Source organism: Sulfuriflexus sp., assembly GCF_032250955.1.
In the GTDB taxonomy this organism is placed as follows: Bacteria; Pseudomonadota; Gammaproteobacteria; order AKS1; family AKS1; genus Sulfuriflexus.
Window position 1 is genome coordinate 41,922 of sequence record NZ_JAVVES010000008.1, and the last position, 15,637, is coordinate 57,558.

The window sequence follows — 15,637 nt, forward strand, 5'->3', positions numbered from 1 at the left end:
TGGAATTAATGATTATTACAAACCGGCCGCTATAATATAAAAATACGTAACACAATACCGGGGCTGCTCAACGGGGTGAGTGAGTCTCCTATGCCATTATTTTCAGCTCAGTAGTTCCGATGCTTTAGATAATAAAATCAGGTGGTTATAAATGCGCGAAGAAGCAGGCCTAACCAGTACACGGCACAGCGGCAACGAAAAACGCATGTTTGAGCGCCACCCGGTGGATATTGATGCGATTATCAAATCCGCGAACCGGGGTGAATCCAGGCGCAAGATACGCGATTTTTGCATCGGTGGAATGCTGCTTGTTGAAGATGACTACCCTGATGAAAGCAGTGCTCGCCCCAATTCCAACGAAGCCGTGAATGACCTCATCCAGATTCAGTGCACGCTTCCTGCCGCGGCTGAGAAGGAAGGTCGTCCCTGCCTGTTCGAAGCGCGCGTAGTGCGCATTGATGCCGTCAGTATCGGTGTAGCCTTTATAAATCCTGACCTGGTCGCCTTGCAAGGTCTCATGGACTACGTGAAGGCCTCAAATCAATCAGTATATGCCGCGGCAACGCCGCGAGTCGAGGTAGATGGCGAATACCGGCAAATCGCTCAACAATGTTGTGCGATGGTAAAGGCCGGCCTGGAACCACTGATGCTCACCTCGATCGAGACGCTTGTGAGCAGGCTCTTTGAATCGTCCAGAGAGACCCGGGATACTATTGAGCAAAATAGTTACTTCGAGGCACTGGGAATATTAAACAAGTTACAGAGCCAGCTGGTTAAGCGATTTGTCTCATCAGCGAATGCACAGCTTGATGTCAATGCACTGGTTAAGCCCCCTTCTGCACAGGAATCGGCAACAAATCTATCCCTTGACGAATTGTCGCTGGTAGAAGAGGAAACACTGGATAATTGGCTGGCCGACACCGGCACGATTGAAGCGGTTGAACGCACGCACAGGGAAGAGTTTGATGCTCTCAATAAACGCCTGAGTGTTGTTTTCGATAGTGACGTGGATAGAAAGAACAGCCCGTTTGGGCCATCACTGTATTCACAGTCATTTCAGGAGGCGATCCAGGATATAGGTCTCCGCCATAATGTCAGTCTGTTCGCCTACAAGGTTTTCAAGGATGTGTTTATCGATGAACTGGGTGAGCTCTACAGGCAGATGAATGCGCTGTTGGTGAGCAGCGGGATCCTGCCTGAATTCAGGTATTCCCTCCCCACGCAGGAACGCGAACCCGAGACACCTGCAGCTGGCGGTAAGCCGGATATTGCCCTGCTGGATGCCGAGCCGGTTGCTGAAGAGGGGGTGACTGGCAGCCAGGGTAGTAGCCAGGGCAGTGCGGGAAGAAATTCCCCGGCATTGCCTGAAAGTGAACAGGATATCTATGCACTTGTCGACGAGCTACGTGAACTCAGGTCTCGACTCGGTGCACGTGAACAGGATACCCGGCAGGGGCAGCCGGGACACGAGACCGACACCAGTGGCGTGAATACCTGGCTAGCCGACTCGGCTGCCGGCAAAGTAGCGGATTCGTCTGCGGAACAGAGTCGGGCCGAGAAAGTGCTGTTTACACAGAGCGAAGTGCTGCGGGCGCTATCGAATGTTGAGCAAAATATAACCAGGCTTGACAGGTCGGAGATTCGCAAGAGCATTGCCGCCGCGCTAATGAGCAGTTCAGACGCCAGCGGCAAGCAAGTGGCGGGCCGTGAAGAGCGTATCATTAATGTATCAACCAGCATTTTTGACACAATGCTCTCCGACCTGCAGGTCCCGGTAAATATGCGCGAGTGGCTTGGCAGGCTGGAGATGCCGGTTCTGAAAATGGCTATTCATGATGACTCGCTTTACAAGGACAGTGATCACCTGGTCAGACAGGTCGTAAACAAAATTGCGAAACTCGGGCTTCTGGTAGGGGAGGAAGAAACCGAGGGACAGACAGGCATCAGAAATGCGCTGGACTGGTTAATCAATCTTATCAATAAAGATTTTGATGGAACCAATACAGTTTTCAGACGCGTGTCCGATCAGCTGGATGTCCTGGTCAAGGCCCAGAACAAGAAGTACAAGGACAACATCCATAAGGTCATTCGTTATATTGAAGCGCATAAGGGCGACCTGGCCGTTGATGAGGACCTGGCGGATTCGCAACAACAGGATGATGCGGCTGCTCTCGAGGAATGGCGGCGACGTGTCGGCAGGTTGGCGGAGAATGACTGGATACTGTTTGACGCGAATTCAGACAACCCTGTCAGGTTGAAAGTTGCCTGGCTGGCAAAACATACAGGAAAAATTGTTTTTGTTGATGCTGAAGGCAGGAAAAAGCGGGTATTGCAACTGGATAACCTTGCCCACAGTCTGTCACTTGGTAACGCGCAGACAATTGACGATGCGAACACGCCGACAATGGACCGGGCTCAGTATACAACGCTGCAGAAGCTGCACAGAGACCTGATATACCAGTCGACACATGATTCACTGACAACACTTATTAACAGGCGTGAGTTTGAAAAACAGCTTGTTACTGCACTGGCTGAGTCGCGTGGTGCAGGCGTTCAACATGCCTTGTGTTTTCTGGATATTGATCAATTCAAGGTAATCAATTCCAATCATAGCAACAGGGCAGGCGATGAACTGCTCATGCAACTCGCCGGTTGGGTCAATACCTGTCTTGCCGAGTGGGGAAAGACCACTTTTGCCCGTCTCGGGGGTGACGAATTCGGCATTATTTTCCATGAGTGCTCGCTGGAGGATTCGCTGGCCCGTGCAGAAGAGTTGATAGAATATATACATAAACAAACATTCGAATGGCAGTCGCAACGTACCTCGGTCAGTGTCAGTCTCGGGCTTACACAGATAACCGAACTCAGCGATGACATTTCCGGCCTGATGCAGGCAGCAGAATCAAGTTGTGATATCGCCAGGCAGACCGGCGGTAACCGCTTGCAACTCTATTATGCCGGCAGCGCCAGCCTGAGCCGGCGTAAGCAGATGATAAGCTGGGTAACAAAAATTGATGATATTCTCGATAGCGATAGCCTGCAATTGCGCTGCCAGAAGATCCAGCCAATCAATATGAGAGCCGGCGAAATCGAGCATGTTCATTACGAGATACTTCTCGGGTTGAAACCCGAGCATGGTGACTTGCCATCTATACAGGAGTTTATTGAAGCGGCCGAATACAGTAATCGCGTTGGCGATATCGACCGCTGGGTGGTTAGATCAACCCTTGCATGGTTGGCAGAAAATGAGCAGGTTCTGGATATCATCAATGCCTTCTCGATTAACCTTTCAGGTAAGTCATTAAGTGATGAGACGTTTATTGATTTCGTGCTGGAACAGATCGAAGAAAGTGATATTCCTGCTGAATGCCTGTGTTTTGAAATCACCGAAACGGCGGGTATTGAGAACCTCTCGGATGCCGCACACTTTATTAATACTATCAAGGACACCGGTTGCCGCTTCTCGCTGGATGATTTCGGTAGTGGCATGTCATCGTATGCCTATCTACGTGACCTGCCAGTCGATTACCTGAAGATAGACGGCATGTTTATAAAAAACATCCATAACAATGAAAGCGATTATGCGGTTGTGAAATCAATCACAGAGGTCGCCCACTTTATGGGCAAGCGAGTGATTGCCGAATATGTCGAGAACGATGATATCGTAAATAAGTTAACAGAAATCGGTGTGGATTTCGCACAAGGCTTTGGTATTGACAAGCCACACCTGATTGGGGAACTTATTTAGAGACTATAATTGATGGTATCTCCTGAAAAATAACCGCTAACTACTTTGCCTGGTGACATCTACAAAAAGCTTCAGGCGTTGCCCGGGCTGTAAATATTTGCCTTTGCTGAGCATAGTGTTCCAGCGCATGAGATCAGCGATTCGCACACGGAAACGCGTCGCGATGCGGGCCAGTGAGTCTCCACGGCGTACCGTATAGTTCACACGCTGTATGACAGGGTTGCTGCCCGGCGGTGTTGCCCGTGGGCCCTGGTGCGTTGCAAGTTGCGCTGACCTGGTCCAGATTACGAGCTCTTTGCCCAGGGGCAAGGTGTCACGTGGCGCCATGGCATTCCATTTCGCCAGCTGCCGAACCCCGACCTTGTATCTTTTTGCAATATCCCAGAAATTATCACCGGCTACGACACTGTGAATAGTTTTGTGACGGCCTGATTTTGGAGCATTCAGGGTACGTTGCGTGCGCTGTTCCTCACTCAAGCGATAGGTGCGTGGGCTTTTTGCGGCAATCGGGATCATGAGGTTTTGTCCCTTGCGCAGGAAACTGCCACGTAGTTTGTTACTGCTCTTGAGTAAGGCGATGCTGATACGGTATTTGTCGGCGATGTGGCTAAGTGTCTCACCGGATTTTACCTTGTGATGAGCCCAGCGCATGCGCTGATCCATGGGCAGGCTGGCAAGCTTGCTGGCGAAGGTATCGGCTTTGTCTACCGGCACTAGCAGGTAGTGCGGACCTTTCGGTGCCGTCGCCCAGCGATTATAACCGGGATTGAGCAGGTACAGTTCATCGAGTTCCATGCCGGCTAGTTCGGCGGCCAGGGCGAGGTCGATCTGGCCGCCGATATCGACCTTGGTGAAGTAGGCGGTATCGGGAATCGATTCCAGTTCCAGCGAATAGGCCGCAGGGTCTTTAATTATGCGGGCGATAGCCAGCAGGCGTGGTACATAACCGCGGGTTTCGGCGGGCAGGCGCAAGGAAAAGAAGTCTGTTGGTTTGCCCTGCCGCTTGTTACGGCGGATGGCCTTGCGCACCGTGCCTCCACCGGAATTATAGGCGGCCAGGGCCAGCATCCAGTCACCATCGAGATCGCGGTGCAGCTGCTGCAGATAGCTAAGTGCAGCATCGGTTGCGGCATACACATTGCGGCGTCCGTCATACCACCAATTCTGCTCCAGGCCATACATACGGCCGGTGCCGGGGATAAATTGCCAGATCCCGGCGGCGCGGCCATGTGAATAGGCAAACGGTTTGAAGGCGCTTTCCACCACGGGTAACAGGGCGATCTCGGCGGGGATGCCACGGCGCTCGGCCTCGCTGACTATATAATAGAGATAGGGTCTGGCCCGCTCGGCGACACGGTTCAGATAACCCGGGTGCCGGGCATACCAGTCAGTTTCCTGGTCAATCCGCTTGTGGACCACCTCGGGCAGGGCATAATTGCTGCGCAGGCGAGCCCACAAGTCCGCTTGTGGCGGTGGGCTCTCGGCCTGCGCATCGGGTTCGGCGTGGTCGACAACCGCCTGCTGGGGGGCGTCGGCCTGAACCTGGGCAATGGCCTCGTTGATTTCAGCGTCACTGGCGACTGTGGACGTGTTTGGCGGGGTCGTGGTGCAGGCGACAATCCATAGTAAGGGCAGGGCACCAAGCAGGCGCAGAGACATGATGTACTTCATCGAGGTGTTTTTCCTTACAGAAATCATTACTTATTTGTCGCCTATGGTAGGTACCTGTTGCCGGTGGGTCAACCTGTTCATTTATGCCTGGTTAGGAGTAAAACATGGCGGGGAGCGGGCTTCTGTGCACCTTGTCACAGCATCCCGGTCAGCGGATATGGAGCCTTTCCGATAGAAAGGCTATGCTGTGAGGGTATGCCAGAATTCAATACCGATATTTCGACCAATCCGGATACAGAGGACAATCTGCCCGCCTGGTATAGCAGTTATTTAGGTGGCCTTCTGGCGAGGGCCGAGCACGAGGCCGTGGATACACTGCTGCCCGACCTGTTTGGCTATCATCTCGTGCAATTGAGTGGACATGGCGAATCGCTGTGTGAGAACAGCCGCATATCACATTGCGTAGTAGTGAACGATGTAGCCGGCTCCGAGACAGGCCTGTTGGCCGACAACGCCGCCTTGCCCTTTGCCTCGGAGAGCGTCGATGTGGTGGTAATGCCACATAGCCTCGAGTTTCACCCCAACCCGCATGCTATCCTGCGCGAGGTAGATCGCATCCTGATCCCGGAAGGGCACGTTGTGCTCATCAATTTTAATCCGTTCAGTTTCTGGGGCCTGGCGCGCCTGTTATCAGGCTGGCGTAATAAAATCCCCTGGCGCGGGCAATATTATACCCGCACACGGCTACGAGACTGGTTGTCGCTACTCGGTTTCGATTATATCTCCGGACAACAGGTATTTTTCCGGCCACCCGTTCAACACGAGAAAATCATGCAGAAACTTGAATTTATGGAGCGCCTTGGTCAGCGTTGTATGCCACTGCTTGCCGGCGTGAGCATTATGCTTGCCAGGAAGCGAACCAGCACGCTGACCCCGATTCGCTCGCCATGGCGGAAGAATATCCGGCAACAGGCACTTGTCGAGCCAACCGCACGAGGTATCCATTATGACGACCCGCGTTGAAATTTTTACCGATGGTGCCTGTCGTGGTAATCCCGGGCCAGGCGGTTGGGGGGCCTTGTTACGCTATGCTGGCAAGGAAAAAACCCTGCGCGGGGGGGAACGCCTGACCACCAACAATCGTATGGAACTCATGGCCGCGATAAGCGCGCTCGAAGAACTCAAACGCCCGTGCAAGGTAGAACTTACCACTGACTCAAAGTATGTTATGCAGGGCATTACCGAGTGGTTGGAAAACTGGAAAAAACGTAACTGGAAAACTGCCTCCAGGCAGCCGGTGAAAAACGTCGACCTCTGGCAGCGCCTGGATGCGGCGACTCAACGGCATGAGATCAACTGGCACTGGGTCAGGGGCCATAACGGCCACCCCGAAAACGAACGTGCCGATGAACTGGCCAATGAGGCCATTGATGCAATGTTAAAAGGCTAGTCAGTCCGGCCCGGCACGGTCGGGCACTGAAAAAATACCAGACAAGGACACGCGGTTATTGCCGAAAAGCGTGACCTGGCTCATGCTTTGTTAATTTAATTTTATTCTGAACTACATTTCAGTACCCGCTTCAGGTTCGCTTCAGTTCCATTATCTATGATCATCGTCATTATAAGGTATGTCGACAAGGATCGTAATGATGCTGCATGTGGCACTGAAAGATGATGACGGCGGAAAAAACAGCCTGTATTACAATTCGCGGCGTCTGAAACGTTTTACCGCACTCACCCCAGGGATGATTGCGATCACCAGTCTTTATTCCCCTGAGCGCCGTCGCGTGGAACGCTTTCTTGAGCGAGAATTCCGCCACACCTATAACGCAAATATCACTGAACACTACCCGACCCTCATGAGTGTGCAGAACAATGACGGGACCATCCTTGGCGCCCTTGGTTTTCGCTGCGCGAATACTGAGAAACTGTTCCTGGAGCAGTACCTCGATACACCGGTCGAGACCGCCCTCTCTGCAGCGACTGAATCCGGACTGACGAGAAACGCTATCGTGGAAGTCGGCAACCTCGCTTCACACGCAAACGGTGCTTCCATCTTCATGTTTACTGCGCTGACGGCCTACCTTGCACAACGTGGCAAACAGTATATAACCGTGACGGCGACGGACTTTTTGCATCGTTACTTTACGCGACTGGATGTGGACCTGTTGCTCCTGGGTTATGCGGATCAAACACGGTTGCCGGATGGCGGGCATTCCTGGGGGACTTATTACCAGACAGAACCGCGCATTATCGCTGGGCATATTACGTCGGCTTATGAAAAGTTGCAGAAACATCTGCAAATGAGCATGGTCGAGGAAACCGCCCTGTTGCACGCGAAGCTGCATTTACAGTCGAATGGCAGGGCTGACGAAGAATGAGCGAGGTCCTGCGCATGCTTGGCCGGCACAGCAGCGAGCAGGGCAATGCCGCGGCGCTGTTTGACGGGATGATTACTCTCACTTATAGCCAGCTTCATCAGAAGGTAGATGAAATGGCGATAACCCTGAGTGAATATTCGGGGCAGTGTGCCGGCATAGAACTCGACAATGGTATTGCCTGGGTGTTACTTGATCTTGCTTGTATCAAGGCGGGCCTTGTTACGATCCCGCTGCCAGCCTTTTTTACTGATGCACAACGTGAGCATGCCTTGCAGAGTGCAGGGGCCAGGCTGTTGTTTTCATACAGGCCGGGAGGGCAGGCTTCGCTACTCACCAGCAACGGGCAGCCCATCTCAATTCATCTTCTGGATAATTCCGCAAGTAAACTGCCCGACGGCACCACAAAGATCACCTATACATCGGGGACGACGGGTGAACCCAAAGGGGTTTGTCTCTCGCAGGCCGGCATGGAGCAAGTGGCGACTTCGCTGGTAAAGGTGCTTGGGCAACAGGCCGCGGTGAGAACCGCTGCCGTGTTACCACTGGCGATATTGCTGGAAAACATTGCCGGTTGTTATGCCACCTTACTGGCGGGTGGTTGTTATGACGTGCGGCCACAGGCCAGCATTGGTTTTGGTCATGGCATGATCCCGGATTTTGTACAGTTGCATGATTACCTGCGTGACTCGGCTGCATGCAGTTGTATCCTGGTACCCGAATTATTACGGGGTTTGATGCAGGTGAGCGCAGAGAGCGGACACGGTCTGCCGGCAATGGGTTTTATCGCCGTTGGCGGTGCGCGGGTTTCTGCTGCATTGCTCGAACAGGCAGAGCAACTGGGCCTGCCGGTATACCAGGGCTATGGCCTGAGCGAGGCTGCCTCGGTGGTGTCGGTGAATACCCCGACCGCGAATCAATGCGGGTCAGTCGGGCAATGCCTGCCCCACCTGTCTGTACAGATTGCCAAGGATGGCGAGATCCTGATTCAGCAGCCGGCTTTCCTCGGTTATGTCGGTGCGGACGAGACAACAGCGGTTCTTCACACCGGGGATATCGGCGTGCTGGATGAGAAGGGTTTTCTGCATATCACCGGGCGTAAGAAAAACATCATTATAAATTCCATGGGCAGAAATATTGCCCCGGAGTGGCCAGAGAGCGAACTTCTGGCACAGCCACAGATCGCCCAGGCCATCGTGATCGGCGATGCAACGACAGGATTATCGGCCTTGTTAGTCCCCAGTGCCGCATCCATCAATGCCTCGCAACTGGCGGAGGCCGTCACGCGCACCAACCTTGGCCTGCCGGAGTATGCCCGGATCCATCATTGGCAAATATCAGCGCCGTTCACGCTGGCGAACAAGACCTTAACCGGTACCGGCCGACCACGGAGGGCAGCGATCCTCGATGACTGCCAAAAGAGCCAGACAAACAACATAAATAGCATTGCATAAGGACGATATGAAGACATTTTTTGAAATTCTGACAGCAGCAACTGAAGCAGAACGTATGCAGCTTTACAGTGTGCCGCAGATTACGGATGCCAGACATGGCAACATAACCCGGGACAGTTATCTCGCTTACCTGGAACAGGCTTATCATCATGTGAAGCATACCGTGCCATTGATGATGGCAGCCGGTTCACGCCTGCCGGAGAGCAAGGAATACCTGCGCGAGGCGCTGGTGGAATATGCCGAGGAAGAAGTCGGTCACCAGGAATGGATATTGAACGATATCAAACATGCTGGTGGCAATGCCGAACAGGTGCGCCGCGGTGAGCCCAACGCAGCAACGGAATTAATGATTGCTTATGCCTATGATTATGTATCACGCATCAACCCGGTTGGTTTCTTCGGCATGGTATTTGTGCTCGAGGGCACGAGTATCCAGTTAGCTACAAGTGTCGCTGACAGCCTGCAAACCGCGCTTGGTCTGCCCGAGAATTGTTTCAGTTATCTGGCTTCGCATGGTTCGCTTGACCTGGAGCATATGAAGTTCTTTGAAAACCTGGTCAATCAGATCGATGATCCCGATGACCAGCAGGCTATTATCCATGTTGCCAGGCGAATATTTATTTTGTTTGCCAGAGTCTTCGAAAGTATCCCCCACAAGGAGACGTTAAAGCATGTCGTTTAATAATCAACATGTAGTAGTAACGGGCGGTGCAGGTGGCATTGGCAGCCTGTTGTGCCAGGACTTTGCAAGGCGAGGTGCGAAGGTCACCGTAATAGATCGTGTTGAACATATTGACGCCGCTGCTGAAGTGAGTCTGCTTCAGGCAGACCTTGCCAGCATGGAGGGGATACAAAAGGTCTGTGCAGCTCTTGCGGACCAGCAAGTAGATATTCTGGTTAATCTTGCCGGTGTGCAGTATTTCGGGCTGTTTGAAGAACAGTCACCGGAACAGGTGATGTTGCATTATATGGTGAACCTGGTGGCGCCGGCTATGTTGACACAGTCGGTATTGCCATCAATGAAGGTGAACGGCAGCGGTCATATAGTGAATGTCGGTTCGACCTTTGCTTCAATCAACTTTGCACACTTTGTCACCTATTCCAGTTCCAAGGCTGGGCTGAAGGGTTTTAGCGAGGCCTTGCGCAGGGAAGTTGCCGCTGATGGCATCCAGGTAACCTATGTCGCACCACGTGCGGTGAAGACGGCTCTGAATAACGAAAAGGTCATGCAGCTGGCCGCGGTAATAAAGATGAACATGGACAGCCCTGAATATGTGGCGGGCAAGATTATGCAGGCGATCAGTGGTCGCAAGAAGGAGCACTTTATCGGTTTCCCGGAGTCCCTGTTCGTGCGGGTGAACGCGCTGTTACCACGTATTGTTGACCAGGCGCTGGCGGCCAATGACAAAAAGGCCAGGACAATTATAAAACAGACAGAGGTGATATAGGACCATGAAAATGATTAAGTCGATAGTTTCCATTTTTGCCGTATTGGTGTTTTTCAGCACTGTCCTCCAGGCGGAGCTGGTGCAGTCGTTGACGGGTAATCCGGAACTCGATAACGACATTCGCCAGCTGCAACAGGAATGGGCCATGATCAAGTACAGGGAAAAAGATGAGGACCGACAGGCCACCCGGATGGAGGCATTGGCTGAAAAGGCCGCTACGGTAACGGCCCGTTACCCTGATTTTGCCGAACCCAGGATATGGGAGGCGATTATCGTCAGTAGCCAGGCCGGTATCCAGGGTGGGCTGGGGGCCTTGAGCCTGGTCAATCACTCCAGGGCCTTGCTTGAAGAGGCCGAAAAGATTAAGCCAGAGGCCCTCAATGGCTCGGCCTATACCTCGTTGGGTTCCCTGTATTATCAGGTACCGGGCTGGCCACTGGGTTTTGGTGATGATGGCAAGGCGCGCGCCTACCTGGAACAGGCGCGGGCGCTGAACCCGGACGGTATCGACCCTAATTACTTTTATGGTGATTATCTTATCGACCAGGGTGAATATGACAAAGCTATCCAGATACTGGAGCAGGCCCTGCGCGCACCCGAACGGCCGGACCGACCGGTGGCTGATGCCGGGCGTCGTGAGGAGATTATGCAAGCTATTGCCAAGGCCAGGCAGAACCTCGACAATAACTAGAATTTCGACGTGATCGGGCAGCCGGTGCGAAGGTTCCGGCAGCCCGTTTTTTTTTGTGTCCCCGTGCAGCTAAACAAGAGCAGACATGCGATTACTTCTGATCGAAGATGACCCGCAACTCGGCAAGGCCATCTACCAGGGTCTGAAACAGGAATACACGGCAGATTGGTTCAAGAGCGCTGAAGAGGGGAAGGCCGTTATTGCGGCCTCCGCTTACGATATCATCGTGCTCGATATCAATCTGCCCGGCATGTCCGGCCTGGAGTGGTTGCAGTCCCTGCGTCAGCAGAAGGTGACTATCCCTGTGTTGTTGTTGACGGCGCGGGATGCGCCTTCGCAACGTGTGGCAGGACTGGATGCCGGTGCGGATGACTACCTGGTTAAACCCTTCGATTTTGATGAGTTACTGGCAAGAATCCGCGCCTTGCTAAGACGTAAAGGGAGTTATCAGGAAAAGATATTGCAGTATAAAAACATTGCCATGGATCTGGATGGCAAGACGGTCAGCAAGGATGAAGAATTGGTCTCCCTGTCAGCACGGGAATTCGAGATTCTACGTTTGCTACTGGAGAATGCCGGGCGATGCCTGAGCCGGGAACAAATCGAACAAAAGATTTATAACTGGGATGATGAATTCGGTAGTAATACGGTTGAGGTACATATTTCGGCTATTCGTCGCAAACTGGGTAAGGAGTTGATCAAGACCATTCGTGGTATTGGTTATATCGTGGAACGAGAAGCATGAAGCGTTGTTCGCTGCGCATCCGCCTGTTGCGTATTCTGCTGATTCCGGTGGCGCTCGCCTATGTGATTATTGGTATCTCTTCCTATTACAGTGCCTACCATGAAGCTGAAGAGATCTATGATGCCCAGTTAACACACTTCGCCAAGGTTTTACGCGCCCTGACGCAGCGCGAAGTTGAAGAAAATGATGTGTCTGCAAAGCGGGTTATGATTAATGACGAGCTCGAATTGCATGAGTATGAAAAGAATTTTGCCTATCGAGTCTGGCTGGGAAAGCAGATCATCCTGCACTCCAGTAATGCTGAGCGTTTTGGCCCGGCTGCGGCTGCAGAAGGTTTCCTTGAACGAATCATTCAAGGGCAGCGCTGGCGTTTTTTTGTTCTCCGTGACAATAATGTAACGGTTGAAGTGGCAGAGCGTTATGAAGTACGCATCGACCTGATTCAGCATATTCTCCAGGGGATTTTCCTGCCGCAATTATTGATCATCCCATCGCTGGGTCTGATTATCTGGCTGGGAGTCATCAGCGGATTACGGCCATTAAAGGCTTTGTCGGACCTGATTCGACGTCGTAACCCGGATAACCTGGAAAGGATCGATGCACCGATCGTGCCGCAGGAGATTGCCCCGGTAGTTGATGCCATTAATGATCTCATGAAGCGGGTCAGTGATGTAATGGAGCGGGAGAAACAGTTCTCAAATTATGCCGCACATGAACTGCGAACCCCCCTCGCCGCACTGAAAACGCAGTTACAGGTCGCCCTGCGCACCGAAGACGCCGGACAGGCCCGGACAATGTTCAGGGAGCTGCTGCCAGCAATTGATCGTATGCAACATCTGGTTGAGCAATTGCTGTCCTTCGTCCGTATCAAGGCAGACTGTAATTACGAGCATCGCGTGAATCTGGTTGAAGTTTGCCAGGAAGTGCTGCGAGACCTCGCCCCGCTCGCTGTGCGGACGCGACGTGAATTGATCAGTGAGCTGACGGCCCCGGCGATCGTCAAGGGTAATGCCGAGATGTTATCCGTGCTGGTCAGGAACCTGGTGAGTAACGCCCTCAAGTACACGAGCGAGGGCGGACATGTGCATATCTCGTTACAGACTCGTGCCGGTGACGTAGAGCTGCGTGTAGCTGATGACGGTATCGGCATCGCGGAAAAAGACTGTTGTAACATCTTTGAGAGTTTCTATCGTGTGGCCGGCACCGATACCGAGGGGTGTGGCCTGGGGCTGGCCATCGTCAAGGCGGTAGCGGATATGCATCATGCAAAGATCGAATTGACAGAAGGCCTGGGCGGCAGAGGGGCCGGTTTCACTATTACTTTCCCGGTTTTCCCTGTGTAGTTTATCCAAGTCAATAATTTATCGGGGATTTTCATACTGCGGCGGGTCAGGGTACGGTTCGACTTGCGTGTGCTTATGGCTAGCCTGTATCTTTACCCCCCATGAGACAAATCGTACTGGATACAGAAACCACCGGCCTTGACCCGCGCGAGGGACACCGCATTATCGAGATCGGCTGCGTGGAAATGCTCGACCGCCGCCTGACCGGCAATGACTATCACCAATACCTGCAACCGGATCGCGAGATCGATGCCGGGGCCATGGAAGTGCACGGCATCAGCAATGAAATGCTGGCCGATAAGCCGCGTTTTGCCGAGATCGCCGATGACCTGCTGGCTTACCTGAAGGGTGCCGAGCTCATTATTCATAATGCCCCGTTTGATATCGGTTTTCTGAATCACGAATGGCGCCTGCTCGATGACAATGCCACGCCATTGGGCAAACTGTGCCAGGTCACTGACAGCCTGGCCATGGCGCGGCAGAAGCACCCGGGCCAGAAAAATACCCTTGATGCCCTGTGCAAGCGCTACGATGTTGATAACTCGCAACGCGAACTTCATGGCGCATTACTCGATGCCCGTATCCTCTCCGATGTTTATCTTGCCATGACCGGTGGACAGGGTGCCCTGTCCCTGGATAGCTCAGTGGATGCAAGCGGTATGCGCAAGCACGAAGAGATTCGCCGTATTGACAGCCACCGCCCGGCCCTGCGCGTGATTGAACCGAACGCTGAAGAGATGCAACTACACGCAGAACGGCTCGATGCAGTGGATAAGGCCTGCGCGGCAGGCGCCGTCTGGCGCCGGGACAAACAGGCCGGAGAGGATTGTCAGGATTAAATTCTGTAAATTCTTGCAAATAAAAAGGCTCGTCACTGCATGTGACGAGCCTTTTTATTGTGGACGATTCATCCAACCTGTAATACAGGGAATGAATGTTTAATTCTCCTGTAACCAGAACTAGGATGTTCTATAACTATTTGAAATATCGAATAAAGTTTCCATTTCCCCTGGCGTCTCAGGGATGGTTCATTAGTGGTAAAAAAGGGCAATAACTACTAATATATAGACCCTTACGTCTAAAACAATAAAATTATTCGAGCGAACCAACACTATGCCGGTCTCCTATACAACTGCATCCAACCGGAGGGGATGTAAAAAACATATTGTTTATCAGACGCTTGCTGCCATTTCTATGGTTCTTGCCTTTACAGCCTGTAGTAATGATGCAGAAGACAAGATGTCGAAAAATGAAACCGCGGTGGAGCACGCCGGGAAACATCTTGATGCACGTTATGTATGTCCTATGCACCCTCATATTATTAAAGACAAAGCGGGAGAGAGCTGCCCGATTTGCGGCATGGATCTGGTCGAAAAGAAAAGTGATATAACAGCCGAAACCTACCCTGTTGTGGAGTTGACCTCGGATATCGTACAAAAACTTGGTGTCCGCACCAGTCGGGTTGAAAAAGGCCAGTTATGGAAACTTATCAAGACTGTTGGTTATGTGGGGTTTAACGAAGATCGTTTAAAGACCATCACAACAAAAACAGATGGCTGGATAGAAAACCTGGCAGTACGCGTAAAAGGATTATATGTCCGCAAGGGTCAGCTCCTGTTCGAGCTTTATTCTCCTGAGTTTCTAAGAGTGCAGAAAGAGTTTATTGCAGCGCAGAAAATGGATGAGTCAGGTATTCGGCGTCATTATTCAAGTCGCAACGAAAGCATTCCTTCAAGAGATCATTTGCGATATATGGAAATCCCGCAAAGCATGATTAATGAAATGGCCCGCAAAGGCAAAGTGCGACACCGAATTCCGTACTATGCGCCGATGCAAGGCACAGTAATCAGGCATAATATTAATAAAAATCAGTACATCTCCGAAGGTGATGAACTTCTGACGATAGCTGATTTTTCAACTCTATGGGTTGAAGCCAATGTCTATGAGCATCAGCTAAGCTGGTTGCGCCTGGGTCTGAATGCAGACATCGAAGTAAAGGCCTTACCGGGCAAAAAGTATAAAGGCGAAGTAAACTTTATTAACCCGGTACTGGATGCCAAAACCCGTTCATTAAAAGTTCGCTTGCGAGTGCCAAATACTGATGGTGGATTAAGGCCTAATATGTTTGCCCATGTAAAAATATGCCTCGTCAGAAAAATTCATGGGTAGTTTTCGGGGCAGGTAGCGCTCCAAGCGCGTGATATAAGGCGATTTCAGTC

General features: G+C 52.1%; 13 protein-coding genes. 12 read left to right on the forward strand and 1 reads right to left on the reverse strand.

Going from position 1 to position 15,637, the window contains the following annotated elements; genetic code table 11:
• The first annotated feature begins 151 nt into the window (after window positions 1-151).
• Window positions 152-3,748 carry a DUF1631 family protein gene (locus RQ738_RS02410; protein WP_314161785.1) on the forward strand — a complete coding sequence of 1,199 codons (3,597 nt, stop codon included), beginning with the start codon at window positions 152-154 and terminating at the stop codon, window positions 3,746-3,748.
• Between the two features lie 36 nt (window positions 3,749-3,784).
• On the opposite strand, the gene RQ738_RS02415 is transcribed toward RQ738_RS02410, so the two are convergent.
• Window positions 3,785-5,419, reverse strand: coding sequence for a LysM peptidoglycan-binding domain-containing protein (locus RQ738_RS02415; RefSeq protein WP_314161786.1), 1,635 nt, complete (start codon window positions 5,417-5,419; stop codon window positions 3,785-3,787).
• A 195-nt stretch (window positions 5,420-5,614) separates the two neighbouring features.
• Here RQ738_RS02415 and RQ738_RS02420 point away from each other — a divergent pair, with 195 nt between their 5' ends.
• The 11 genes from RQ738_RS02420 to RQ738_RS02470 all read left to right on the forward strand — a co-directional run bounded on the left by RQ738_RS02420 (window position 5,615) and on the right by RQ738_RS02470 (window position 15,587).
• Entirely contained in the window at window positions 5,615-6,382 is a 768-nt protein-coding gene (locus tag RQ738_RS02420; RefSeq protein ID WP_314161787.1) for a class I SAM-dependent methyltransferase, read from the forward strand.
• Window positions 6,366-6,809 (forward strand): ribonuclease HI, encoded by a 444-nt coding sequence (gene rnhA, locus RQ738_RS02425; protein ID WP_409929513.1) that lies wholly within the window; start codon window positions 6,366-6,368, stop codon window positions 6,807-6,809. The genes RQ738_RS02420 and rnhA overlap by 17 nt, the downstream gene beginning before the upstream one ends.
• A 196-nt stretch (window positions 6,810-7,005) precedes the next feature.
• On the forward strand, window positions 7,006-7,740 hold the full coding sequence (locus RQ738_RS02430; RefSeq protein ID WP_314161788.1) for a thermostable hemolysin: 735 nt from the start codon (window positions 7,006-7,008) through the stop codon (window positions 7,738-7,740).
• Window positions 7,737-9,191: an AMP-binding protein gene (locus RQ738_RS02435; protein WP_314161789.1), complete on the forward strand. Its 1,455-nt coding sequence runs from the start codon at window positions 7,737-7,739 to the stop codon at window positions 9,189-9,191. The genes RQ738_RS02430 and RQ738_RS02435 overlap by 4 nt, the downstream gene beginning before the upstream one ends.
• Before the next feature lie 7 nt (window positions 9,192-9,198).
• Window positions 9,199-9,873 carry an iron-containing redox enzyme family protein gene (locus RQ738_RS02440; RefSeq protein WP_314161790.1) on the forward strand — a complete coding sequence of 225 codons (675 nt, stop codon included), beginning with the start codon at window positions 9,199-9,201 and terminating at the stop codon, window positions 9,871-9,873.
• Window positions 9,863-10,639, forward strand: a complete 777-nt coding sequence (locus RQ738_RS02445; protein WP_314161791.1) for an SDR family oxidoreductase — start codon at window positions 9,863-9,865, stop codon at window positions 10,637-10,639. The genes RQ738_RS02440 and RQ738_RS02445 overlap by 11 nt, the downstream gene beginning before the upstream one ends.
• A 4-nt stretch (window positions 10,640-10,643) precedes the next feature.
• Entirely contained in the window at window positions 10,644-11,330 is a 687-nt protein-coding gene (locus RQ738_RS02450; protein ID WP_314161792.1) for a tetratricopeptide repeat protein, read from the forward strand.
• Window positions 11,331-11,415: 85 nt separating this feature from the next.
• Entirely contained in the window at window positions 11,416-12,075 is a 660-nt protein-coding gene (locus RQ738_RS02455) for a response regulator (RefSeq protein ID WP_314161793.1), read from the forward strand.
• Entirely contained in the window at window positions 12,072-13,418 is a 1,347-nt protein-coding gene (locus tag RQ738_RS02460; RefSeq protein WP_314161794.1) for an ATP-binding protein, read from the forward strand. The genes RQ738_RS02455 and RQ738_RS02460 overlap by 4 nt, the downstream gene beginning before the upstream one ends.
• Window positions 13,419-13,519: 101 nt before the next feature.
• Window positions 13,520-14,257: a DNA polymerase III subunit epsilon gene (dnaQ, locus tag RQ738_RS02465; protein ID WP_314161795.1), complete on the forward strand. Its 738-nt coding sequence runs from the start codon at window positions 13,520-13,522 to the stop codon at window positions 14,255-14,257.
• 274 nt (window positions 14,258-14,531) lie between these two features.
• Window positions 14,532-15,587: an efflux RND transporter periplasmic adaptor subunit gene (locus tag RQ738_RS02470; RefSeq protein ID WP_314161796.1), complete on the forward strand. Its 1,056-nt coding sequence runs from the start codon at window positions 14,532-14,534 to the stop codon at window positions 15,585-15,587.
• Window positions 15,588-15,637 lie beyond the last annotated feature (50 nt).

Coding starts and splice junctions, on each gene's coding strand:
- RQ738_RS02430 (WP_314161788.1), top strand. CDS start 7,006: ATGATGCTGCATGTGGCACTGAAAGATGATGACGGCGGAAAAAACAGC.
- RQ738_RS02420 (WP_314161787.1), top strand. CDS start 5,615: ATGCCAGAATTCAATACCGATATTTCGACCAATCCGGATACAGAGGAC.
- RQ738_RS02440 (WP_314161790.1), top strand. CDS start 9,199: ATGAAGACATTTTTTGAAATTCTGACAGCAGCAACTGAAGCAGAACGT.
- RQ738_RS02415 (WP_314161786.1), bottom strand. CDS start 5,419: ATGAAGTACATCATGTCTCTGCGCCTGCTTGGTGCCCTGCCCTTACTA.
- RQ738_RS02435 (WP_314161789.1), top strand. CDS start 7,737: ATGAGCGAGGTCCTGCGCATGCTTGGCCGGCACAGCAGCGAGCAGGGC.
- dnaQ (WP_314161795.1), top strand. CDS start 13,520: ATGAGACAAATCGTACTGGATACAGAAACCACCGGCCTTGACCCGCGC.
- rnhA (WP_409929513.1), top strand. CDS start 6,366: ATGACGACCCGCGTTGAAATTTTTACCGATGGTGCCTGTCGTGGTAAT.
- RQ738_RS02455 (WP_314161793.1), top strand. CDS start 11,416: ATGCGATTACTTCTGATCGAAGATGACCCGCAACTCGGCAAGGCCATC.
- RQ738_RS02410 (WP_314161785.1), top strand. CDS start 152: ATGCGCGAAGAAGCAGGCCTAACCAGTACACGGCACAGCGGCAACGAA.
- RQ738_RS02470 (WP_314161796.1), top strand. CDS start 14,532: ATGCCGGTCTCCTATACAACTGCATCCAACCGGAGGGGATGTAAAAAA.
- RQ738_RS02450 (WP_314161792.1), top strand. CDS start 10,644: ATGAAAATGATTAAGTCGATAGTTTCCATTTTTGCCGTATTGGTGTTT.
- RQ738_RS02460 (WP_314161794.1), top strand. CDS start 12,072: ATGAAGCGTTGTTCGCTGCGCATCCGCCTGTTGCGTATTCTGCTGATT.
- RQ738_RS02445 (WP_314161791.1), top strand. CDS start 9,863: ATGTCGTTTAATAATCAACATGTAGTAGTAACGGGCGGTGCAGGTGGC.